Consider the following 23244-nt stretch of genomic DNA (forward strand, 5'->3'; position numbering starts at 1 on the left):
TTAATGTTAGTAGAAAATCAGTATTGTACTGATAGGGCCCTAGTAGTTCCTAGTCGATCTAGGGTTAGCAAGGATTATTTCTATTTGGAGTAAAAATAGTTCTTACCAACAATGTAGCTGTACCAAAAGCTACTTTACTGTACATCGATAATCTAGGTCTGGCAAGCATTATTTCTATTTGGAGTAAAAATAATTCTTACCAACAATGTGGCTGTACTGAAAGCAACTTTACTGTACATCGATTATCTAGGTCTGGCAAGCATTATTTCTATTTGGCGTAAAAATAATTCTTACCACCGTGATACTATTTATTTTGTACTATAAGCAAAACAACTATACCAATAGAGCGCAGATATAGCAAGTATAATTCGCAATATTATTCTTGCTATGTTTTTGATCAGAAATCCTATGTACTGTAGGAGAGTATTCATGGATTTCTGCTCCTTGATATTCTTGCAGTGTGACGGCCTGTTCTCCTTTGTTTAGGGCTTGCACAGAGAATCCCACCGCAAGGCTACTATAATGCACTTGTCCCTGATTGGTGCTATTGTGGATGGATCCGGTTTGATAAGGAGTTTCCCTATGGAGCGAACGGTTTTGATATATTACTCATTGGAAAGTCATACCCATTTCATCGCACAGAAGATTGGCGAGCAACTGTCATGTGAAAGCATACGGTTGCTTCCGTTGAAAGAATTCTCGCGCAACAGGTTCCTCAAGTACTTCTGGGCGGGAAAAAGCGCTGCCTTCAAGGAGAAGCCCCCTCTCGCAAACAAGGACATCGACCTCACTCTCTATGATACCCTCATCATAGCCAGCCCTGTGTGGGCCGGAAACATTAGTTCGCCAGTCCGATCATTTCTCAGTGCCTATGCAATTGAAGACAAGAACATCTATCTGATAGCAAACAGTAGTGGAGGGCCTTGCGAGAAGTGCCTTTCCACAATGAGAGGCCTCCTACCAAAGAGTACCATCAAGGGCACTGCCTGTTTTGTGCAGCCTTCTGAGGCTTCCTATGCTTCTTTCAAGGATCGTCTGGACGCCTTCTGCACCCAGATCCAGGAGGAAAGCTAGAGAGGAGGGCCCTGATGGGTCCCGGCCAAGGGCCCGCCTTCGTGTTGAGTGGCTCCTTGGCCACTAGTCTCGTTTTCGAACCATGTTGACAATATGCACAGAGGTTTTGGCTGTTGTGCTACCCGAACAAAAGGATGCTGCCTGGTGAGAAACCGGCAGCATCTAGCCTGATGAACCTGCCTATCTCAAGCGAGCTCGATTGGGGATAAATCCACCCATGGTCCTGAAGATTCCTCCATTGCGGAGATGTGCTTGCACCTCTCTCTGCAGGCTTGTCGTGCATTTCCATGCAAGTACATCCTCCTTACCAGCTCCATAGCCGAATACCCTGTCAAAGATCTGTGGTACAAAGAATGCAACGGGAAATTTCTGGAAGCGGTTCATGAAATGACAGATGTTGCCCTCAGGGGGAAGAGCCTTCCCAAGCTCTGGGTCCAGGAGCCACGAGTCGCAGACAAAGAGGGAAGGGGAGAACATCTCCAAAGCTTCAGAAAGTGATGCATCGACAAGAGAAGGGGTAAGGGGTTCCCCTTCTGGGATATGTACGAAAGTGACCGGGTCGGTCTGTGCACACACAAGCAGCAGCCTGTCGCTGGGAACCTCAACGAGGTTTCTGGAAATAGAGCCAAGGCTCTGGTCCACCTCATGGCCGAGCAGCAGCCCGTTTTTGACCGAGAAGGTGGTAAGCCAATCTGCATCCTCCTCCTGGGCAATGTATCCATCGAAAGTACAATGGATTGCTCCTAGTGCAAACGAGCGGTAGCGCTGAAGCAGAGAGTCGTAGTAGATGGCGAAAGGGAATGTGAAGGGTCCCTGCTCGAACTGAAGCCGACCAAGGCGGAGGACCTTTGCACAGAGATGGCGGCATATCCACCAGTACCGGTCAAGTCCGGTCGAGCCAGCATGTTGCCTTTCATAGGTTTTCACCCAGATGGAAATATCGGAGAGTGTCGCCGCCATGACTTGGTTCGAGATGCCTAACCGCGAATACAGTGTTTCAAGATGGGGGTAGAGGCAGTAGATGAGGGCAAGTGGGTAGACTGGCCCCATTTCCTTGAATCCTTGGTCAAACACCAGATAGAGGGCCCGATTGTCCTGCTTTTCCACAGCAACTATGGCTCTTTCAACCAGAAGCCGGTGCACAGGAAGATCCTTTACCTGGGTATAGGTAGCATGGACCAGAGCAATTTGGTTTTCGCTGAGGTTGGTATCATTTCCGAAGGTTTTCCACATACCACGAGCATGGGGGAGGGGCGGGTTGTAGTCAAGTAGGCTGGATATGGCTGCAAATGAAAACACCCAAGGGCGTATCATGCCTTGGGTGTAAGAAATCTTGCCGAAGGCGGGACTTGAACCCGCACGCCCATAAGAGCAAGGGATTTTAAGTCCCTTGTGTCTACCTATTCCACCACTTCGGCTTGGTTATTCCTTCTCGTCTGAATCAATATACTTGGAGAGAACCGAGGCATCAGTCTTCATGGGGATCAGTCGCTTGATAAACGGCTGTACTCCCAGATAGGTCTTCTGGAACTCGTCTTCACTCTCCTTCAGGGCAGCCTGCCAGGCAGCTCCAAAACCGGGGCTGTTTATGGTGAGGCGGTCAACAGCAAGTTGATAGACCTGCAGGCGTGCCATCTCCTTCCTGTTGGGTTTCTGGGAGAAAGAGTTAAGGCTAATCCGTAGGTTTTCGTTCTGTTTCTTGAGGTCCTCGTTGCTTTCTTTCAATTTGGCAAGCCCATCGCTCTCAAGGTCCATCCGGTCATTCAACATTCGTCTCAGCCGTTCAGTCTCCTTCTGGGACAGAAGAGTTTCCTTATGCCTGTTTATCGACATGACGACCACCAGAACGATTGCAAGAACAACTCCGATTCCAAGACCGATAAGAAAGTTCTGCATGCATCACTCCTCAACTATGTAACTCAAGTCAAAAGGTACCGTAACAGGGCCTTTTTGTCAAAGGAGAAACGAAGAAGCAGTGCCGAATGGCACCGCTTCCATCGTTTTTTTCTTGCTTTGCTTACTGGAAACGCCTGATGACAGCCTCGACACTGTTCTCAATCGCCTCGGGGATGGCCACCCTGCCCTGGAAGACAGCCATGTCCTTGAACCCAGTTCCTGTAAGCAGGGTGCACACCTCGACATCCTCTCCGAATTTCTCCACCAGCATCCGGCTCTCCTTACGAACACCGGCCCAAGCACAGGCTGCGGCAGGTTCGACGAAGATACCGGCTTCACGGGTCAGTTCGATCTGGGCATCGAGAATCTCGCTGTCATCGACCTCTGTTGCCCATCCATCACTTTCGTTGATGTACCGCACAGCCATCCTTCCATTGGCAGGACCTTCCACACTGATGCTGTCTGCACGGGTGGTTGCCGCCTTGAGATTCTTGAACTTTCCTGTTTCCCAGGCCTGGCTGATGGCGTTGCTCTGCTTGCTCTGCACACATACCAGATGGGGTAGCCTGTCGATGAGGCCAGCCTCCTTGAGGTCGTAGAAACCCTTGAAGACACCTGCAAAGATGCAGCCATCACCAACAGGGACGTAGACCACATCCGGAGCCTTTCGCCCAAACTGTTCAAACAGCTCGATGGAAATGCTCTTCTTGCCCTCAATGGTCATCGGGTTGTATGCCGTATTGCGGTTGATACCCCCGAACTTCTTGGTATAGGCAATGGAGAGGGCAAAGGCATCGTCATAGCTTCCCTTTACTGGAACTACCGTTGCCCCATAGAGCACGCTCTGCATAAGCTTGTTCACCGGAGCGGTGGCAGGGACAAACAGGATGATCTCCAGGCCATAGGCGGCTCCTGCACAGCTCATGGCAGCCCCGGCGTTGCCGGTGGATGCAAGGGCGATGCGATTTTGCCCATGGGCAATCGCCTGGGCAGCTATCAGCTGGCTAGCTCGGTCCTTGAAGGATCCTGAGGGCAGCGCGCTGTCAAGCTTGCAGCTGAGGTTCTTCAGCCCGTATTTCTTTGCCAGCCTTGCCGGCCTTGCAATAGGGGTTCCCCCAACGGGGAATACCTCTGGGGTGGGGATGGGATAGGGGAAGAAGTCATACATGCTCACATGGGCCTTCTTCGCAAGTTTGGCAAGGTCCTCCTTGTTGAGCTTGACTATCAGGTTCCCTTTGGAGAAGAAGCCCTCCTCATTCTTTTGAGAGCAATCAGGGCACTGGTAGAGCACCTCGTCCGATTCATACACCTTGCCGCAATCACAACACTCATACGAAAAACGCATATTGTTTTCCCTCCATACAGTAAAAATGCCGGATATGATATCCGGCATTTCAGGTTGAAACCCACGTTATTTTGCTAGGATTTCCGCATTGAACGCTTCAATCATCTTGTCGATCTGATCCGCATAAGCAGGAATCTGCTTCCAGTAGTTCTTGTCGTACCACTGGGCATCCAGCTCTTCTGATGTCTTGCCCTGCTGCTCAACCCAGGTATAGTACTTGAGGTTATGTACCCGAAGCTTCTCATAGTAGGAGAGTTCAAGTGCATTCTCGATGGTCTGGTGATGCAGGCAAGCGGCAAGGGCACGAACCGCTGCATACTCGTCAAACTCACCCTGGATCTCGTTCTGTTCCTTCAGCCTTGAGGTGTACATCTCGGAGCTGTCGGTCAGGACGGTGAAGATTACATCCTCACTACCCATCTCATAGTACTTTGCCATCTTGATCGCAGCAAGTACGTTACCGACACCGCTGATGCCATAGAGTGGGAGCTCGGCGATAGACTCCTCAGGTACTCCGATCTTCCTCAGGTATTCGATACCTGCAGGTTCGTTGAAGAGGCGGTAGACGTCCATGCAGTCCTGGTCATCGACAGCGATCACCATATCAGTGTTGCGAACATTGTGTACCCAAGGCACATGCTTGTCGCCGATACCTTCGATACGGTGTCCACCAAACCCGTTGCGCAGGAGGGTGGGGCACTGTAGGGCCTCAGAGGCAGCAATCTTCACGTTGGGATAGAGATCCTTGAGGTGGTCTCCAGCGGCTAGGGTTCCGCCTGAGCCTGTAGCCGTGACATAGCCACAGACATTCTCGTCAGCAATCTCAAGTTCCTTGAGAACCTCGAGAATGGCTCCTCCAGTTACCTTGTAGTGCCACAGATAGTTTCCGAACTGGTCAAACTGGTTGAAGATAACGATGTTTGCACCCCTTTCCTCATCGAGGGTGTGGCACATGTCGAAGATCTCCTTGACGTTGGATTCACAACCGGGGGTTGCGATGACTTCCCCTGCGACCGTCTTCAGCCAGTCAAACCTCTCCTTGCTCATTTCGGCAGGGAGGATGGCGATGGACTCGCAGCCTAGGAGGATGCTGTTGAAGGCACCACCACGGCAGTAGTTGCCTGTTGAGGGCCAGACAGCCTGCTGGTGAATGGAGTCAAAGGTACCTGCAACCAATGCGGGAGCTAGACAACCATAGGTGGCTCCAACCTTGTGGGCCCCGGTGGGGAACCATTTCCCTACGAGAGCAAGGATGCGGGCCTTGCAACCTGTGAGTTCGCGAGGGACCTCAACAAAGTTCACTCCGCCAAACTTTCCACCCTTTTTTGTAGGTTCGTTTTTCCAGGTAATCCTGAAAAGGTTGAGGGGATTTGTTTCCCAAAGCTCGACGTCTGCAAGCTTCTTCTTGATTTCTTCAGGGATAGTGGAAGGCTCCACCATCTGTTTAAATGTTGGAAGCAGAATACCCTTTTCCCGACAACGGTCAATGTTATTCTTCCTTACTTCCTTGCTCCCGTTCAAATTGATCAACATCTCTATTCCTCCACTCTTTCACTGGTTGCATTTTGGATTAGTCAAGTATACTAGAAAGATGCGAATTGTAAAGCCACAATTCGTAAAAGTTCGATTTTCCTGTAATATATTGAGCTAAGTGTCAGTTAGTGTATTCAATTTTTTGGTAAAGTGCTATATTATTTAATGCAGCCTACAGTAAAACGCTTTCTGGTTCTGGTTGTATGAACCGTCGATGCCTGTAGGTTTTTCTTGGGTTGCCCTTTCTTGTGTGTGGCTATGGAAGCACCGGGACCTGGCATACATTGGTCAATGCAGAACGAGTTTTGCTTCCTGTCGAGGGAACGGTGGAAACTGGTAAGTTTGTTGCGAATTGTTGCAAAAATGATTGACATCTCTCTGATCTGCATTAGAATAAGACAGTGTTGGGCCTTGGCGCCCGACGACACCCTTAGTCAAAGGAGTGAGTAATGGCAGACATTATGCGCCCGGTTCCTTTTGCGGAACTTATTAGCCGTATTGTTGGAGAATTTCGTAACCATCATTCAATTTTTGGAATTGCCAAAGAGCAATTTTATCAGGACAACGGCAAGAACAGCATTTCTGTTTTTGGCCAGAGTTGTTCCACCCCTTGTGGACCTGCCGCCGGACCCCATACACAGCTGGCACAGAATATAGTTGCCAGTTACCTTGTAGGTGGACGCTTCATGGAGCTCAAGACTGTCCAGATCATGGACACCCTTGAGATTGACAAGCCCTGCATCGATGCAAGGGATGAAGCCTACAATGTGGAGTGGTCGACCGAGTTTACCCTTCCCAAGGCCTGGGATGAGTATGCAAAAGCATGGATCATCCTCCACCTGCTCCAGGCACTGGAGAACAAGGGGAAGTTTGAGAAACCCTCCTTTATCTTCAACATGTCGGTAGGCTATGACCTGGCCGGGATCAAGACGGAGAAGATGCAGCAGTTCATCGACTCGATGATTGACGCCCGTAAGGACCCTCGCTTTGCCGAATACCTTGCAGACCTCGATGCCCTGTTGGAAGAAGGACTTTTCGAAGGTACCGAGTGGGAAGGGCTTGAGAAGAAACTCAAGGGCCTGAGTGCAAAGATTAGCCCGAACATCAGCCCTTCTACTACCTTGAGCACGATGCATGGCTGTCCTCCAAAGGAGATCGAGGCCATCTGTTCCTATATGTTGACCGAGAAGAAGGTCAATACCTTCGTCAAGCTCAATCCAACCCTGCTTGGGTATGACCGCGTACGTGAAATCCTCGACCACCTTGGGTTCGACTACATCACCCTTACCCGGGAGAACTTCGAGCATGACCTGCAGTTCAACGATGCCATAGCGATGTTGCACCGCCTTGTTGACCTGGCCAAGAAAGAGGGCCGAGGCTTTGGGGTAAAACTCACCAACACCCTTGGATCGATAAATGACCAGGAACAGCTTCCTGGGAAAGAGATGTACATGTCCGGCCGTTCCCTGCTTCCCATCTCGACTACCGTTGCCACGCTGTTGAGCCAGGAATTTGCAGGAAAGCTTCCTATCTCCTATAGTGGTGGGGCCAACGCCCTGACGGTCAAGGCCATATTCGAGACCGGGATCAGACCCATTACCCTTGCTACCGACATGCTCAAGCCAGGCGGATACACCCGCATGAAACAGATGGTCGAGATACTCACCAAGAGCAAGGCCTGGGATATGGATGGAATCGATCTCAAGAAACTTGAGAAACTCTCCTCCGATGCAAGGGAGGGGGTATTTGCAGAGGTAACCAAGGAGTTCAGGGGAACCGATTCGATCAAGATCGGCGAAGACCTTCCGATGTTCGACTGCTATGTTGCCCCTTGTGTTGTTGCATGTCCCATCCATCAGGATGTTCCTGAGTATGTGCAGCTTGTCGGGGAAGGCCGCTATGGAGAGGCACTTGCCCTCATCTATGACAAGAATGCCCTTCCTGCCATCACCGGCTATATCTGTGACCACCAGTGCCAGCTGCACTGCAGCCGCATGGATTACGAGGGTGCTGTCCAGATCCGGGAGATGAAGAAGATTGCGGCGGAAAACGGGATGGAAGAGTACAAGAGCTTGTGGGAAGGCCCGACAGAGAAGAGTGACATCAAGGCTGCTGTCGTAGGAGCTGGCCCTGCTGGGCTTTCTGCCGCATACTTCCTTGCCAGAAGCGGCTTTTCTACCACAGTCTTTGAACGGGAAGAGAGTGCCGGCGGCGTCGTTCGCCACGTCATCCCAGGCTTCCGCCTGCCCGTCGAGGCGATTGAAAGTGACATTGCGTTCATCAAGGCAAATGGGGTGGATTTCCACTTTGGTGTACAGAGTGAGGAGATGACCATCACGGCCCTCCGTGAGCAAGGCTACTCCTATATCTTCTATGCCATAGGCAGTGAGGTGGACAACGACATTCCTCTCACCGGGGATCGCACTCGCATCTTGCGTTCTCTCAAGTTCCTCTCTGCCTTCCGCAAGGACCCCACTTCGGTAAAGCTTGGCAAGCATGTGGTTGTCGTCGGTGGTGGAAACACCGCCATGGACAGCGCACGCGCGGCTACCAGGATCAGCGGTGTCGAGAAGGTGACTGTCCTCTATCGCAGGACTGAGGCCGAGATGCCTGCCGACCATGAGGAGTATGCAAACGCCCTTTCGGAGAACACTGAGTTTGTCTTCCTCGCCAACCCTGAATCCATGGAAGGTAACCAGCTTACCGTACGGAAGATGAAGCTAGGGGAGAAGGACGCCTCAGGCAGACGTAGCCCTGTGGCTACCGATGAGACCTATACCATCCCCTGTGATGTGATGATAACGGCAATCGGTGAATATGCCGATGCCGAAAAGCTTACCTGGTATGGCGTTCCTGTCAATGAGAAGGGATGGCCAAAGGCAGACAAGGATACCAAGGAGACAGTGGTCGAGAACGTCTATGCCATCGGTGATGTGCAAAGCGGCCCTTCCACGGTAGTCAGGTGTATCGCAAGCGCTCGTGATGCAGTAGAAGCCGCGATCGACAAGATCCTGGGCCCTGTTGATGATGAGCACGAGCATTCCTGCGGATGCGGTCATGACCACGAGGACGGTGAGGTCTGTGAGGATGATGAAGAGGATGAGGATGACTTTGAGGACGATGAGGAAGAGCTCTCAGACCAGGACAACGAAGAGTTGACTGCAGCTGAAGACGAGTACTTCGCCTCCATTGCCGACAAGAAGAGCTCCATTCTTCTCACCAAGGCAGTCTCAGACAAGAAGTTTGCTGAGACCGAAGCCAAACGCTGTATGGAGTGTTCCTACATCTGCAACAAGTGCGTGGATGTATGTCCAAACCGTGCCAATGTCGCCATCGATGTACGAAACACCGGGGTCTTTGACGATCCCTTCCAGATCCTGCACCTTGATGCCTACTGCAACGAGTGTGGGAACTGTGAGACCTTCTGCCCCTATGACGGAGGACCGTACCGCAAGAAGTTTACCCTCTTCAGCAGGGCCGATGATTTCGAGAACTCCGAAAACAGTGGATTCTATGTGCAGGACGATGAGATCCTTGTCCGCTTGGACGAGAAGATCTTCCACTGCAGCCTTGATGGTGACGGAATCCTTACAGGCGACGAAGAAGGTATCTCCGATGAGGTAGCTGCCTTGATAGAAGAAGTATTCACAACCTACAGCTATTTGCTTGGGTATGTGGAAGAGTAAGGAGAGAACTGTGTCTAGCATTGTTATCAAGAACACCCGTGTCATGCAGACCATGCCTCCCTTTGCTGTTACCGAGGATGTTGATGTCGTCATCAAGGGCGACATCATCACCGCAGTCGGTAAAGGTGCGGGGGTAGGTGTACAGGCTGACAAGATTATTGACGGCAGGAACAAGACAGTGATCCCTGGCAATGTGTGTGGTCACCACCACTACTATTCGGGGCTTTCCCGAGGGATGCTCATCTCCGCAGGACCCCAGAATGATTTCATCCAGGTGCTGAAGGAGTGGTGGTGGAGACTTGACAGGGGACTCGATGAGGAAGCCTGTTATTACAGCTCGCTCATCTGCTCCCTTGATGCCATAGCCGCAGGTACCACCACCTGTATCGACCACCATGCAAGTCCTACCTATATTGCCAACTCCCTCGATACCATCGCCAACGGGATGGAGGAGGTCGGGGTACGCGGAACTACCTGCTATGAGGTCACCGACCGGAACCGGGGGATGGAGGAGGTCGCCTCTGGCGTTGAGGAGAACCTCCGCTTTGCCAAGGCCTCGAAGAGTCGGAAGCTTGTTCGCGGAATGATCGGGGGTCACGCTCCCTTCACCATTCCCGACGAAGGGCTTCGCATGATGGGTGAGGCGATGAAGGAAAGCGGTGCTGGCCTTCACCTGCATGTTGCTGAGGACAGGTATGATGTGACCTTCTCCCACCACCACTACAACATGGACATTGTCGACCGCCTGGAAAAGTTCGGGTTGCTTACACCCAACTCCCTTCTGGTGCACGGGCTCTTCCTCAACGAGGACGAGATCAAGATGATCAACAGCCATGACGTGTTCTTTGCCCATAATGCGCGAAGCAACATGAACAACCATGTCGGATACTGCAAGCAGATCCAGAGTGTGAAGAACCTGATCATCGGAACCGATGGTTGTGGTGGAAACATGTTTGAGGAGCTCAAGCTTGCCTTCTTCAAGCACAAGGATGAGGGTCTCTCCTGGTGGCCTGGTGATTATGTCACCGCCCTGGCAAGAGGAAACAAACTTGTAGAAAAGTACTTTGACGGCAAGTTCGGAAGGGTTGAGGCTGGCTATAAGGCTGACCTGAACATCCTGGACTACCACAACCCTACGCCACTTGTTGCAGACAACTGTGCTGGACACTTTGTCTGGGGCATGAGCAGCAACTGTGTGGAAAGTGTTGTGGTTGATGGAAAACTGGTCATGGAAAACCGCCAGTTCCCAGGTCTCGATGTGCCGGCCATCTACGCCAAGGCAGCTGAAGTTGCCGCCCGTGTCTGGAAAAAAGTTGATACAATCGCTCCTTAGTCAAGGGCGAAAGGAAATATGACCAAAACGGTCAAAGGGAAGGATTACATGACGATTCAGGAACAGATCAAAGCAAAGGCTGCCGAATACAGAGATTATACGGCTATCAACCTCTCCAAAATGGTAAAAGTGAAGAGCTACAGCTCTCAGGAAGAGGATGTTTGTCGGCTCATTGTCACCCTCTGTGAAGAGGCTGGTTTCGATGAAGTCTACATCGACGGACTTGGCTCAGTAATTGGCCGGGTAGGAAATGGAAAGAAGAAGTTGGCTTTTGATGCACACATCGACACCGTCGAAGTCGGCAACATGAAAAACTGGAACTTCGATCCTTTCAGTGGTGAGGTCAAGGACGGTCTCGTCTATGGACGTGGTACCAGCGACCAGAAGGGTGGAGCCGCTTCCATGATCACCGCCGGACGTATCCTCAAGGAACTCGGCTATGGTGGCGAATATACCGTCTACTTTACCTTTACCGTAATGGAAGAGGACTGTGACGGCATGTGCTGGAAGTATCTCATTGAAGAAGAGAACTTTAGGCCAGACCTGGTCGTATCCACCGAGCCTACCAGCTGCAGGCTCTATCGTGGTCACCGTGGCCGTATGGAAATCAGGGTTATCCTCAAGGGTATCTCCTGCCACGGAAGTGCTCCCGAGCGCGGTGTAAGTGCCGCATACAAGGCAGCCAAGGCCGCCCTGGCCATCGAACAGCTCAACAAGGACCTGCTTCCAGATGCAGAGAAATTCCTTGGAAAGGGAACCATCACGGTAAGCCAGATGGATGTGAAGGGCCCCAGCCAGTGTGCAGTCGCTGACTACGCCATGCTCTACCTTGACCGCCGCCTTACCTGGGGTGAGGATGCAGATCTTGCAATCGGCCAGGTCCGTGACTACATCTCCAAGGCAACTGGCGACGATCCCTCCTCGATCGTGGTAGAGATGCCTAACTACGAGAAGGTCGGCTGGACACAGAAGCCCTATTCCCAGGAGCTCTACTTCCCAACCTGGAAGATCGACAAGGATCATCCCCTGGTAGTAGCTGGCGTTGCAGGGCATAAGGCTCTCTTTGGAAAGGATCCTGTTGTTGACAAGTGGACCTTCTCAACCAACCTTGTGGCCACCACTGGAAGACACAAGATTCCTGCCATCGGCTTCGGTCCTGGCGATGAATCCCAGGCTCATGCTCCCAACGAGATCAACCGTGTTGATGACTTGGAGATCTGCTCTGCCTTCTATGCAATGCTGCCCTATTCACTAGAGAAGAAGTAAGCTTGATGGTTTGTTTTCCATAACTAGTATGGTATACTATTAGCCACGGAGTGTTAGTATCCGTGGCTATAGTACTCCTTGGAAGTCCATTCGTTTTTTTAGTGCATGATGGCACTATCCAGGGTGGGTGGAGGAATGCCTAGGAAGGCTCCAGCTGCCACCAGTTTTTCTTTTTTCACACGACTTGGATGCAACAACACTTGGGAAGCCTGGTGCATCCGAACTACTTCTGCTTCCCACCTTCCTTGCTGTCTGTGACCAGTTTCATAAGGCCGTAAGCGATGCCGGAGTTTGGACGGACTTCAACCCTATGGATTTGGACGGTGTCAGAACTTTCCTTGTTGGAGTCCTCGAGTAGGAGAACCTATGAAGGATTCGCTTTTACTGAAGAACATTTTTTGCCTGCAAACCAGCTTTGACAAGGAGGCCTACAAAGGTGCTGACTTGCTTGTTGTTGGCAACAAGGTTTCCAAGATAGCACCCACCGGTGGTCTTGTAGCTGAAGAGGGTGTGAGGGTCATCGACTGCTCGCACCATGTGGTTATCCCTGGCCTGGTGAATACCCACCACCATTTCTATCAGACATTGACCCGCAATCACCCAGCGGTGCAGGATGCAAAGCTCTTTGATTGGCTGAAATTCCTCTACGACGTGTGGAAATATGTTGATGATGAAGCCATATACTACTCATCCATGCTTGCCATGGCTGAACTGATGAAGACCGGCTGTACCCTTACCACCGACCACCACTACCTCTATCCTCGCTCCTTCACGGGAGACCTGATGGGCCTTCAATTCAAGGCTGCCGACCAACTGGGGATGCGATTCAGCCCTACCAGAGGTTCGATGAGTCTGAGCAAGAAGGATGGGGGCCTTCCCCCGGACAGCGTTGTGCAGACCAGTGAGGAGATCCTCAGCGATAGTGAACGCTGTATCAAGACCTATCACGATCCAGCTCCCGATGCCATGCACAAGATTGCCTTGGCCCCCTGTAGCCCCTTCAGTGTCACCAAGAGCCTCATGAAGGATACTGCAGCCCTGGCCCGAAAATATGGGGTGAGGTTGCATACCCATCTGTGCGAGACTGCCGATGAAGCAGATTTCTGCCAGGAAATGTACGGCATGCGCCCTGTTGCGCTGATGCAGGAGTGCGACCTCATAGGAGACGACGTCTTCTATGCCCATGGGATCCATTTCAACGACGAGGAGCTGAAGATCCTGCAAGAGACAGGCTCCCACATTGCACACTGTCCCTCTTCGAACATGCGTCTTGGCAGCGGCATCTGTCGTGCCAAGGAGATGTTGGAGATGGGTATCAATGTCGGCATTGCTGTAGACGGAAGTGCGAGCAACGACAGCTCTGATATGTTGGCGGAGGTAAGGATGGCTCTTCTTTTGCAGCGGGTCCGTTATGGTTCTGATGGCCTTACTGCAAAGCAGGCCTTTACCATGGCAACGGAGAACGGTGCAAAGATGTTGAATTTTGGCTCTGTTGGCCGCCTAGATGAGGGTTGGGCAGCAGATATGGCGATCTTTGATGTCTCCACCATCCCGTATGCAGGGAGCCAGAGCGATCCTGTGGCCAGCCTGCTTTTCTGCGGTAGTGACCACAATACGGATTATACGATCATCAATGGTAAGGTTGTAGTTGACCACGGGCAGCTGGTTGGATACGACGAAAAGAAGCTTGCCGACAAGGCGAATGCCATCAGTCGCAAGCTCATGGACAAGGCCGCCAGAAAGGAGTCAGTATGATACAGGAATTTCTCATTGCAAAAGATACCGAGGATGCTCTCAAGCTGAAACGGAATAACCCCAAAAGCGTATTCTATGCTGGGGGGACCGAGATTAACCGGTTGAATTCAACCGTTGATGCAAAAACGGCAATCAGCCTTGCCAAGCTTGGCTTGGATACCATCACTGACGAAGGCAACTCGATTCGTATCGGGAGTATGGTCACCTTCCAGCAACTGATCGAATCAGCTCTTGTACCCCAATGGCTGAAGCAGGCTGCCTCTTTCTGCGGCTCCTTCACCAAGCGAAACATGGCCACCCTTGGCGGAAACCTTGCCATGTGCAGCGACCACTCCTACCTTGGGCCAGCCTTGCTCGCCTCCCGCGCCAGGGTCCTGACAGCCAACCTTACGGAAGCAGGTTCCTACAATGAGGACAATATCCCCATCCGTGAATACCATGCATACCATACCCAGTTCAGCGGAACCTTGTTGCTGGGGGTTTCCCTCTCCAAGGATGCCCGGTTCGTCGGATCCCTCCGCTATGCAAATACTGTCCAGAGCCAGGCAGCTGTCACTGTTGGCTTTGGGGCTACCAAGAATGGGGAAGGGGTTATCGACCATGTACGGGTCTTTGCCGCTGTGAAGGGGATAGGGATGCAACGTCTCTCCGCTGTAGAGAATGCAATTGAAAATGGGGAACTGACCACAAAGCAAGACGTGCAGCTCGCTGTAGGCCATGCAATTGAGGCAAAGGACGATAGTACCGGGACCTCGTCCTACAAACGGTATATTGCCAGTGAAGGTATATCCCAGCTCTTCTCCAACTTCATTTCCGGAGGTGTAAAATGAACAACATTGTCTTTACCGTCAATTCAAAAAAACTGAAGGCTACCGTTGAAGGGTCAGAGTCCCTTCGTTCGCTTTTGGTCAAATTTGGGTATATCAGTGTCCGTGATAGCGATGACCGCGAAGGCTTTGCCGGAAGCGATACCATCATATTTAACGGAACGCCCGTCTATGCCAACCTGATGCTTGCCATCCAGGCCGATGGTGCAAATATCCTCACTGGCGAAGGGTTGGGCGACAGCCGAAACCTCAGTATCGTCCAGCAGGCTATGATCGATGCAGGTATCGTCCAGAGTGCATACAATGCACCTGCGGCGGCCCTGCTGCTTACCTGGTTGCTTGAAAAGGAAAAGAACCCTACCAAGGCTCAGGTCGAGGAGGTTCTCTCCGGCATCTTCGTCCGTGATACCGGCTACGAACACTATTTTCTTGCCGTACAGCTGGCAAAGGAGATGCTTGAGGAAGGGAAGTACAAGACGAAGATCTCCCCAACTTTCCGAGACCACCTCGAGTATGTGGGCAAGCCGAAATCAAAGATTGATGGACCCCAGCTGGTTGCTGGCGAGAGAAGCTTTGTAGAGGACCGTGCCCTCACCGGATACAACACCATGGTAGTCCTGCGCTCACCATATGCGCACGCCTACATCAAGAGCATCGATACAAAGGAAGCCCTTGCGATGGAAGGTGTCATTGCCATCTTCACCCATGAGAATACCCCTGATGTAACCTACATGCAGGCGGGTCAGGGAAACCCTGAGCCAAGCCCCCATGACAGACGTCTTCTCAACCACAAGGTAAGGCATGTGGGCGATAGGGTTGCTGCAATCGTCGCTGAGACCGAAGAGCAGGCCAAGGCAGCACGCGATGCCATCAAGGTGGAGTATGAAGTCCTCAAGCCCATCTTCACCGTCGAGGAGGCTATGGAGGAAGGCGCCCCGATCGTTCAGAACGGTGTGGTGGAATATAGGGTGGGAGCCCCTGCCAACCTCGATGAATACAACAAGGGTGCCGATCCTCGCGATGGCAAGGTCATCTACCAGTTCCCCCTCCACGGCGATATCCGTAGGAACGTCGCCTCTGCCGCCCATGGGCATATTGGTGATGTGGAAAAGGGTTTCAAGGAAGCCGATGCCATTGTGGAGCAGACCTACCAGACAAGCCAGATCCAGTGTACTCCGCTTGAGCCACACATCTGCTATGCCAAGATCGACAATGGCAGACTGGTCGTGCATGCCTCCACCCAGGTCCCTTTCCACGTCAGGCGTATCGTCGCATGGGTGTGTGAGATTCCTGAGAACAAGATCCATGTCATCAAGGAAAAGGTTGGTGGTGGGTATGGTTCCAAGCAGGACGTCCTGGTTGAGGACCTGGTAGGATATGCGACCTGGACCACAGGAAAGCCTATCCTCTACCGCAATACCCGTGAGGAGGAATTCATCGCCAACTCTACCCGTCACCCGATGAGGGTTACCGTGAAGATGGGGGCAAAGAAGGATGGTTCCCTCACTGCAGTCTACATGGATGTGCGTGCAAATACCGGCCCGTACGGAAACCACTGTCTGACCGTTCCCATGAACGCCTGTTCCAAGACCCTTCCCTTGCTCAAGTGTGACAACATGAAGTTTGATGTCATCACCTACTACACCAACATCCTCCCTACCGGTGCCTACCAAGGCTATGGGGCTCCGAAGGGAAGCTATGCTTTGATGGTCTGTATGGCCGAGCTGGCTGACAAGCTAGGCATCGACTACTACGAGATGGCCATGAAGAACAAGGTGGAGCCCGGTTACATGCTTGAGATCCTCAAAGGTCTTGGGGAGGGACGTGAAGGGAATGTGGTCCCTGTCGGCTCCTGCGGCCTTGAAGAGGCGCTCGTCCAGGGTGCCAAGATGATCAAGTGGGGCAAGAAGGAGACCTCCAGCGATCCTGACTGGAAGATTGGCAAGGGTTTTGCCATGATCCAGCAGGGGTCTGGACTCCCTGGCCTCGATCACTCCAATGCCTGGGCCAAGCTGCTTACCGATGGGACCTTCCAGATCTTCAGCGGTGGTGCAGACCTAGGAACCGGCCTTGATACGATCAGTGCAAAGATGATCAGCGAAGCCTTCTGTGTTCCCCTCGACTGTGTTACCGTCATCAGCGGTGATACCGACAGCTGTACCTTCGACACTGGGGCGTATGCTTCTAGCGGTACGTTCTTCAGCGGTAATGCCTCTTTCTACGCTTCAGAAGATTTGAAGAAGAACTTGCTCATCGAAGGGGCAAAGCAGATGGGAGAGCAGGTAGAGGACCTTATCTGCCGCGCTCCTGGAGAGGTGTACAGCACCAAGACAAAGAAGAGCCTCAGCTATGCAAAGCTCAGCCATGATGCACTGACCGGAACAGGTTCTGGTCAGGTGATGGGTCGTGCTTCGTTTACTACGAACCACAATGCCATCCCCTATGGTGCCCACTTTGCACAGGTAGCGGTGAATGTGAGGACAGGCCAGGTCAAGGTGCAGAAGTTCTATGCCTTGCAGGATGCAGGGACTCCGATCAACCCTGAGCTTGCCCTTTGCCAGATGTATGGTGCCGTCCTCAAGTCCATCGGTCACACTCTCTATGAGGATATGATCATTGACGAGAATGGTGTCTGTCTCACATCGAACTTCACCGATTACGGGGTGCCGATGATCAGTGAGAAGCCGGAAGACTTCAAGGCTGTCCTGATCGACATCAATGATGAGGTAGGCCCCTATGGAGCCAAATCCATCAGTGAGATCGCAACCAATGGAGCTGCTCCTGCTATAGCTATCGCCATCCACGATGCAGTTGGTATCTGGATGCGTTCCTGGCCATTCTCATCAGAAAAGGTTCTTAGGGAGCTTGGAAAGATTTAAGATTTTTGCAACAAACTGCAACAAAAAAACTGGACACTGGAGTATAGCCATGCTATAGTACCGGTGTCTGGTTTTTTTTAGAAATACTATGGAGGACCCCGCGAATGAAGGACAAAGCCACTATTAAGAAAATGATTGAAGAGTTGAAGACTCTCAAGACTGAGGGAATGTACCTCAATGACTTCTTTCACACTTGGAAAGAGTCTGATGATGAGATCAAGGCTGTATTTGATGTAGCCGAGATTTTGCGTGCAATGCGTGAAAACAACATTTCCACCAAGGTTTTTGATAGTGGACTTGGCATCTCCGTTTTCCGCGACAATTCTACCCGTACCCGTTTCAGCTTCACCAGTGCCTGTAACCTCCTGGGTCTTGCAATGCAGGATTTGGATGAAGGCAAGAGCCAGATCGCCCATGGTGAGACCGTTCGTGAGACTGCCAACATGATCAGCTTCATGGCTGACGTCATCGGTATCCGCGACGACATGTATATTGGCAAGGGCCATACCTACATGAAGACTGTTGCCTCAGCCGTGCAGGAAGGCTATGACGAGGGTATCCTCGAGCAGAGACCTACCTTGGTGAACCTCCAGTGTGATATTGACCACCCGACCCAGAGCATGGCCGACATGCTGCATGTCATCAACCACTTTGGTGGAGTCGAGAACCTCAAGGGCAAGAAGATCGCCATGACCTGGGCATATAGCCCCTCCTATGGCAAACCCCTCTCTGTTCCCCAGGGAATCATTGGCCTGTTTACCCGCTTCGGCATGGATGTAGTCCTTGCCCATCCAGAAGGGTACAACGTAATGCCTGAGATCGAGAAGATTGCAAAAGACAATGCCAAGAAGGGTGGTGGCTCCTACAAGAGAGTCGAGACCATGGAAGAGGCATTCAAGGATGCAGACATCGTCTATCCAAAGAGCTGGGCTCCCTTTGCCGTCATGGAAGAGAGAACCAAGATTGTCGAGCATGGTGATGAGGCTGCCCTCAAGGCACTCGAGAAGACCTGCTTGGTCAACAATGCAAAGTTCAAGAACTGGACCTGCACTGAAGAGCTCATGAAGACCACCAAAGATGGTGAAGCCCTCTACATGCACTGCCTGCCTGCAGACATCACCGGTGTCTCCTGCAAGGAAGGTGAGGTTGAGGCCGCAGTGTTCGACAAGTACCTGGTACCCCTGTACAAGGAAGCCAGCTACAAGCCCTATGTCATTGCAGCAATGATCTTCCTCGCCAAGTTCCAGAATCCTTCTGCCAAACTTGACGAACTGCTCGATTCAGCGACCAAGAGAATCAAATAAGCTACGCTTAGTCCATAGCAAAGATAGGGCCAGGAGAAATCCTGGCCTTATTCTTTGGTTGCCTATGCTCTTTTTTACCGTATTTGCTCCACAAACTGGATGCGCAGCCCATTGGGATCGAGCACATAGAAGAACCTGACATGCTCATTGGGCTTGAAAGGTCCCCCTACGATTGCGATCCCTTGGGAGGTGACAAACTCCATCATTGCATCGAGGTCATCGACCTGAAAACCCATGGAGATATCCTTTCCATAGACGGCAGGCTTCTCCCCTTGTCGATAGATCAGTTCAACCTGGGTATCCCCAGAACCAAGGAAGGCCAGGCTCATGCCCCCTTCCACATCCGATCGCCTCTGCAGTGGCAGTTGCACGATCCTCTGATAGAAATCCAAAGACTCTTCCATGTTGTTTACCCTTAGGGTAGTCCAGCAAAATTTCATCTGTTACTCCTTCTTTTCGGCCATGATGGCAACTGAGGCGAGCTTTGCAGTCGAGAATGCCGCCTGAAGGTTGTATCCACCACTATCGCCGTCGATATCGAGAATCTCTCCACACAGGTAGAGGTTGCTATTCCTTTTCGATTCCATGGTCTTTCTGTCCACCTCCGAAAGGTCAACCCCTCCAGAGGTCACCATGGCAGCATTGAATCCCTTCTTCCCCGAAACGGTGAAAGGAAACGCGACCAGAAGGTCGATAAGCTTCTGCATCTGGTTCTTGGTGAGGTTTGCTGAGGTGCTTTGCACTGTAAGGGAGGCTAGGGTCAGCAGTTGTTCAGCCAGGTGTGCTGTGAGGCCTTCTGCCTTGAGGATGGTATAGAGTTGTTTTTTGGGGTTTTCGGAAAAAAGGGTGCCCAGGCGCTTGCGCAGTTCCTCCTTGTTGCTGCTAGGCAGCAGCGAGGCTTTCAGGAGATCGCCTTTGCGAATCTGGCGGGAGCTATGCAAAATAACTGGACCTGAGAGCCCGTCATGGGTAAAGAGCATGTCGCCCTGTGCCAGATGGTAGCGTTTGCCCTCCCCTGCATGAAAGCACTCTACCGATGCATCCCTGATGGCATTCCCTGCCAGGGGAGTAAAGGGGTAGTCGAGCACAGATACTGCCACCAGGGCAGGGGTAGGGGAGACAATGAGGTGTCCAAGAGATTTTGCTAGGAGGTAGCCTGACCCATCGCTTCCTGTGGTTGGGTAGCTCATCCCTCCAGTGGTCAATACAACGGCTGTTGTCTGGAATTGTTCGGTATCGGTGCTAACTGAATAGAGCTCACCCAGTTTCTCCACAGCCCTGACTTTTGCAGAGGGCTGTATCCTTACCCCGTTTTTCTTGGCAATTGCGACCAGAAGATCCACTACAGCGCCCGCTCTCATGCAGGAGGGAAATACCTTGCCGTCCTCGCGTTCTACGAGTGGGAGGCCAGCATCCTCAAACCAGTGGCGGCTGTCATCTGTATTGAAGTTCAGTAGGGATGGTTTGAGGAAATTTCCTTGTACAGGACTACCGAAGTGGGTGAGGAAGGAGTCTGTCTTCTTGTTGTTGGTAAGGTTGCACATGCCACCGCCTGTGATGAGGATCTTCTTCCCCACCTGGGGAGAGCCTTCAAGCAAGAGCACGTGTTTTCCCGGTAGGTTTGCGGCAAGGAAGAGCCCTGCAGCTCCCCCTCCGATAATGATTACGTCGTACATGGGCCTATCATAGCAGAAACATGGTTGGTCTTGCCATGTCGGGAGGCCTTCTTTCTTCTAGCAAGAGTAGAAAGCCCTATACCACTGGACAAACCTTCCCAGACCCACTGCAAGCGGGGTACTGGGTTTGAAGTCAAAATCATCCATTAGCTCTGTAATATCTGCATAGGTCTGGTAGACATCGCCTGCCTGCATAGGGGCGAATTCTATCCTGGCCTTCTTGCCTAGTGCCTCTTCTAGTGTCTCTATGAGGTCATGAGTTTTTCAGGGCTATTGTTTCCTATGTTGTAGATCTTGTACCTGTCATTATTTGCATTGGGAATCGGAGGGTTGCAGAGGATCCTCTGAAGTGCTTCCACTATATCGTCAACGTAGGTGAAGTCCCTATACATATCTCCCTTGTTGAACACCTTGATGGTTTCCCCTGCAAGGATCTTCCTGGTAAAGGAGAAATATGCCATGTCAGGCCTTCCATAGGGGCCATAGACGGTAAAGAATCTCAATCCGGTTGAGGGGATCCCATATAGGTGGGTATAGGAGTGGGCGAGTAGTTCGTTGGATTTCTTTGTTGCAGCATAGAGGCTCACCGGGCTGTCGACCATGTCATCAGTAGAGAAGGGTATCTTGCTGTTCATCCCATAGACCGAGCTTGAGGATGCATATACAAGATGCTTGACCGGAAAGTGCCTACATGCTTCCAGTATATTGAAGAAGCCCACAAGGTTTGACTGCAGGTAGGCATAGGGGTTGTCGATGCTGTAGCGAACCCCCGCCTGGGCTGCAAGGTTTACCACAATATCTGGATGGTGTTGTGCAAAGAGGGAATCCAAAGCAGCTTTGTCGGAAAGGTCGCCTTCCACAAAGGTAAAGAGGTGATTGAATTTCAGGAGGATGGAGAGCCTCGCCTGCTTGAGGGCCGGTTCATAGTAGTCATTGAGGTTGTCAAAGCCAATGACCGTGCACCCTTTGTGTAGCAGATGCATTGCAAGATGAAAGCCTATGAAGCCTGCGCTTCCTGTCACAAGATAGGTGCATGTGGTATCGAGCATCTGGTAGTCGTTTCTCATGGCACTCCCCTTTGGTAAGAGTATACCATTATATCTGTCTTGAGGAGGCCCCATGGGACAAAAAAAATGGACCCCATTGCAGGAGTCCACTTCTTCGATTGGCTCTTAGAGTGCGCCGAAGACGATCTTCAAAACGAACAGGGCAAATACGACCCATGTCATTATGGTGACTTCTTTTCCCTTTTTGGTGAAAAGCTTCAGCAAAACGAAGGAAAGGATACCAAACATGATACCGTCTGCAATGCTGTAGGCCACAACCATGAAGATGATGGTCAGGAATGCAGGGATGGCTTCAGTGATGTCGTTCCAGTCAATATCCTTGACAGGGGTCATCATCATGACACCAACGATGATCAGTGCAGGAGAAGTTGCAGCACTGGGGATGGATTCAAACAGTGGTGCAAAGAAGAGGGAGAGGGCAAACAGGACTGCCACGGTAAGTGCGGTCAGGCCAGTGCGTCCACCTTCTACGACGCCGGCGGAGGATTCGACAAAAGTTGTGACAGTTGAGGTACCCAGGATAGCACCAACGGTGGTTCCCACTGCGTCAGCGAAGAGGGCTTCCTTACAGTTGGGGATCGATCCGTCTTTGCCGATCATATCTGCCTTGGTTGCACAACCGATGAGTGTTCCTACTGTATCGAACATATCCACGAACAGGAAGGTGAATACGATAACGACAAAGTCAATGCTCATGATGTTGGAGAACTCAAAGGGGAAGAAGTACGGGGTAGGAGGAAGGTAGGAACCGCCAGCATACTTGGTGATGCCGAATGGGATACCCACGATGGTGGTAGCTACGATTCCGATAAGAAGTGCACCCTTTACCTTGAAGGCCAACAGGACTCCGGTAATGAGCAGGCCGACCATTGCAAGCCCGGCAGGACCGTGGAACCAGTCGGGGTTAAGGCCGACGAGGGTTGCTCCACCGATGATGATGCCAGCATTCTGCATGCCGATGAAGGCGATGAACAGGCCGATACCAACACCAATAGCCCGCTTGATGTTTGCTGGGATACTGTTGACGATTGCCTCTCTGATGTTGACGGCAGTCAGGATGAGGAAGATGATACCTTCAACAAAGACGGCGGTCAGGGCGAACTGCCAAGTGTGACCCATACCGAGAACTACGGTAAAAGCCATGAAGGCGTTCAGTCCCATACCTGGGGCGAGAGCGAAGGGCAGGTTTGCCAACAGGGCCATGACCAGTGTGGCGATTGCAGAAGAAATAGCGGTTGCTGCAAAAACCTTAGAGAAATCCATTCCTGTGTTAGAAAGGATACCTGGGTTGACGGCAAGAATATAAGCCATGGTTAGGAATGTAGTAATTCCTGCCAGTACTTCCGTCTTGACATCAGTCTTTCTTTCTTTAAGCTTAAAGAACTTTTCCATCGATGCACTCCTTGCATATGATTGTCATGAGTATTCTAATACAAGTGTTCAAACTAGTACAGGAAAATCTTTTCTTCTTGTCATTTTAATCGTTTGGTAACAGATTGTAAGTGCATTCCTCCTAATAAAAATGATAAAAATCTGATTTATATATAAAAAAAATCAATAATTATGGTATGATATGGTATTTATACTTCCAATAAGCCTCTGT

At 51.4% G+C, this 23244-nt stretch carries 16 protein-coding genes, 1 tRNA gene and 1 pseudogene; 9 read left to right on the forward strand and 9 right to left on the reverse strand.

Annotated elements, in window-relative coordinates:
• Positions 1–582 precede the first annotated feature (582 nt).
• Positions 583–1074: a hypothetical protein gene (locus ROJ03_RS12820; protein WP_313727463.1), complete on the forward strand. Its 492-nt coding sequence runs from the start codon at positions 583–585 to the stop codon at positions 1072–1074.
• A gap of 180 nt (positions 1075–1254) precedes the next feature.
• On the opposite strand, the gene ROJ03_RS12825 is transcribed toward ROJ03_RS12820, so the two are convergent.
• From ROJ03_RS12825 to ROJ03_RS12845, 5 genes are all read right to left on the reverse strand, one after another.
• Entirely contained in the window at positions 1255–2307 is a 1053-nt protein-coding gene (locus tag ROJ03_RS12825; RefSeq protein ID WP_313727464.1) for an acyltransferase domain-containing protein, read from the reverse strand.
• Positions 2308–2408: 101 nt separating this feature from the next.
• Positions 2409–2492: transfer RNA gene (locus tag ROJ03_RS12830), tRNA-Leu, on the reverse strand.
• 4 nt (positions 2493–2496) lie between these two features.
• The gene (locus ROJ03_RS12835; RefSeq protein ID WP_313727465.1) at positions 2497–2970 is read right to left on the reverse strand and encodes a hypothetical protein; all 474 of its coding nucleotides are present in this window, start codon (positions 2968–2970) and stop codon (positions 2497–2499) included.
• A 121-nt stretch (positions 2971–3091) separates the two neighbouring features.
• Positions 3092–4315, reverse strand: coding sequence for a pyridoxal-phosphate dependent enzyme (locus ROJ03_RS12840; RefSeq protein WP_313727466.1), 1224 nt, complete (start codon positions 4313–4315; stop codon positions 3092–3094).
• Positions 4316–4381: 66 nt separating this feature from the next.
• Positions 4382–5848 (reverse strand): pyridoxal-phosphate dependent enzyme, encoded by a 1467-nt coding sequence (locus ROJ03_RS12845; protein ID WP_313727467.1) that lies wholly within the window; start codon positions 5846–5848, stop codon positions 4382–4384.
• Between the two features lie 449 nt (positions 5849–6297).
• On the opposite strand from ROJ03_RS12845, the gene ygfK reads away from it, so the two are divergent.
• From ygfK to ygeW, 8 genes are all read left to right on the forward strand, one after another.
• Positions 6298–9534: a putative selenate reductase subunit YgfK gene (gene ygfK / locus ROJ03_RS12850; protein WP_313727468.1), complete on the forward strand. Its 3237-nt coding sequence runs from the start codon at positions 6298–6300 to the stop codon at positions 9532–9534.
• Positions 9535–9544: 10 nt separating this feature from the next.
• Positions 9545–10867, forward strand: a complete 1323-nt coding sequence (gene ssnA, locus ROJ03_RS12855; RefSeq protein ID WP_313727469.1) for a putative aminohydrolase SsnA — start codon at positions 9545–9547, stop codon at positions 10865–10867.
• A gap of 48 nt (positions 10868–10915) precedes the next feature.
• Positions 10916–12133, forward strand: a complete 1218-nt coding sequence (locus tag ROJ03_RS12860) for a YgeY family selenium metabolism-linked hydrolase (RefSeq protein WP_313727470.1) — start codon at positions 10916–10918, stop codon at positions 12131–12133.
• A gap of 184 nt (positions 12134–12317) precedes the next feature.
• Positions 12318–12491, forward strand: coding sequence for a hypothetical protein (locus ROJ03_RS12865; protein ID WP_313727471.1), 174 nt, complete (start codon positions 12318–12320; stop codon positions 12489–12491).
• Positions 12492–12499: 8 nt separating this feature from the next.
• Positions 12500–13888, forward strand: a complete 1389-nt coding sequence (locus ROJ03_RS12870) for an 8-oxoguanine deaminase (protein ID WP_313727472.1) — start codon at positions 12500–12502, stop codon at positions 13886–13888.
• Positions 13885–14718 (forward strand): FAD binding domain-containing protein, encoded by an 834-nt coding sequence (locus ROJ03_RS12875; protein WP_313727473.1) that lies wholly within the window; start codon positions 13885–13887, stop codon positions 14716–14718. Before ROJ03_RS12870 ends, ROJ03_RS12875 begins: the two co-directional genes overlap by 4 nt.
• The gene (locus ROJ03_RS12880) at positions 14715–17594 is read left to right on the forward strand and encodes a molybdopterin-dependent oxidoreductase Mo/Fe-S-binding subunit (protein ID WP_313727474.1); all 2880 of its coding nucleotides are present in this window, start codon (positions 14715–14717) and stop codon (positions 17592–17594) included. The genes ROJ03_RS12875 and ROJ03_RS12880 overlap by 4 nt, the downstream gene beginning before the upstream one ends.
• A 104-nt stretch (positions 17595–17698) precedes the next feature.
• Positions 17699–18898 (forward strand): knotted carbamoyltransferase YgeW, encoded by a 1200-nt coding sequence (gene ygeW / locus ROJ03_RS12885; protein WP_313727475.1) that lies wholly within the window; start codon positions 17699–17701, stop codon positions 18896–18898.
• A gap of 74 nt (positions 18899–18972) precedes the next feature.
• On the opposite strand, the gene ROJ03_RS12890 is transcribed toward ygeW, so the two are convergent.
• The 4 genes and pseudogenes from ROJ03_RS12890 to ROJ03_RS12905 all read right to left on the reverse strand — a co-directional run bounded on the left by ROJ03_RS12890 (position 18973) and on the right by ROJ03_RS12905 (position 23033).
• Positions 18973–19338: a VOC family protein gene (locus tag ROJ03_RS12890; protein ID WP_313727476.1), complete on the reverse strand. Its 366-nt coding sequence runs from the start codon at positions 19336–19338 to the stop codon at positions 18973–18975.
• 3 nt (positions 19339–19341) lie between these two features.
• Complete coding sequence (locus ROJ03_RS12895) at positions 19342–20574, reverse strand: NAD(P)/FAD-dependent oxidoreductase (RefSeq protein ID WP_313727477.1); 1233 nt, start codon at positions 20572–20574, stop codon at positions 19342–19344.
• Positions 20575–20631: 57 nt separating this feature from the next.
• Positions 20632–21641, reverse strand: a pseudogene (locus tag ROJ03_RS12900) (NAD-dependent epimerase).
• Between the two features lie 105 nt (positions 21642–21746).
• Positions 21747–23033, reverse strand: coding sequence for an NCS2 family permease (locus tag ROJ03_RS12905; protein ID WP_313727478.1), 1287 nt, complete (start codon positions 23031–23033; stop codon positions 21747–21749).
• Positions 23034–23244 lie beyond the last annotated feature (211 nt).

Source organism: Sphaerochaeta sp. PS (genome assembly GCF_032144095.1).
Lineage (GTDB): Bacteria > Spirochaetota > Spirochaetia > Sphaerochaetales > Sphaerochaetaceae > Sphaerochaeta.

Coding starts and splice junctions, on each gene's coding strand:
- ROJ03_RS12820 (WP_313727463.1), top strand. CDS start 583: ATGGAGCGAACGGTTTTGATATATTACTCATTGGAAAGTCATACCCAT.
- ROJ03_RS12825 (WP_313727464.1), bottom strand. CDS start 2,307: ATGTGGAAAACCTTCGGAAATGATACCAACCTCAGCGAAAACCAAATT.
- ROJ03_RS12835 (WP_313727465.1), bottom strand. CDS start 2,970: ATGCAGAACTTTCTTATCGGTCTTGGAATCGGAGTTGTTCTTGCAATC.
- ROJ03_RS12840 (WP_313727466.1), bottom strand. CDS start 4,315: ATGCGTTTTTCGTATGAGTGTTGTGATTGCGGCAAGGTGTATGAATCG.
- ROJ03_RS12845 (WP_313727467.1), bottom strand. CDS start 5,848: ATGTTGATCAATTTGAACGGGAGCAAGGAAGTAAGGAAGAATAACATT.
- ygfK (WP_313727468.1), top strand. CDS start 6,298: ATGGCAGACATTATGCGCCCGGTTCCTTTTGCGGAACTTATTAGCCGT.
- ROJ03_RS12860 (WP_313727470.1), top strand. CDS start 10,916: ATGACGATTCAGGAACAGATCAAAGCAAAGGCTGCCGAATACAGAGAT.
- ROJ03_RS12870 (WP_313727472.1), top strand. CDS start 12,500: ATGAAGGATTCGCTTTTACTGAAGAACATTTTTTGCCTGCAAACCAGC.
- ROJ03_RS12875 (WP_313727473.1), top strand. CDS start 13,885: ATGATACAGGAATTTCTCATTGCAAAAGATACCGAGGATGCTCTCAAG.
- ROJ03_RS12880 (WP_313727474.1), top strand. CDS start 14,715: ATGAACAACATTGTCTTTACCGTCAATTCAAAAAAACTGAAGGCTACC.
- ygeW (WP_313727475.1), top strand. CDS start 17,699: ATGAAGGACAAAGCCACTATTAAGAAAATGATTGAAGAGTTGAAGACT.
- ROJ03_RS12890 (WP_313727476.1), bottom strand. CDS start 19,338: ATGAAATTTTGCTGGACTACCCTAAGGGTAAACAACATGGAAGAGTCT.
- ROJ03_RS12895 (WP_313727477.1), bottom strand. CDS start 20,574: ATGTACGACGTAATCATTATCGGAGGGGGAGCTGCAGGGCTCTTCCTT.
- ROJ03_RS12905 (WP_313727478.1), bottom strand. CDS start 23,033: ATGGAAAAGTTCTTTAAGCTTAAAGAAAGAAAGACTGATGTCAAGACG.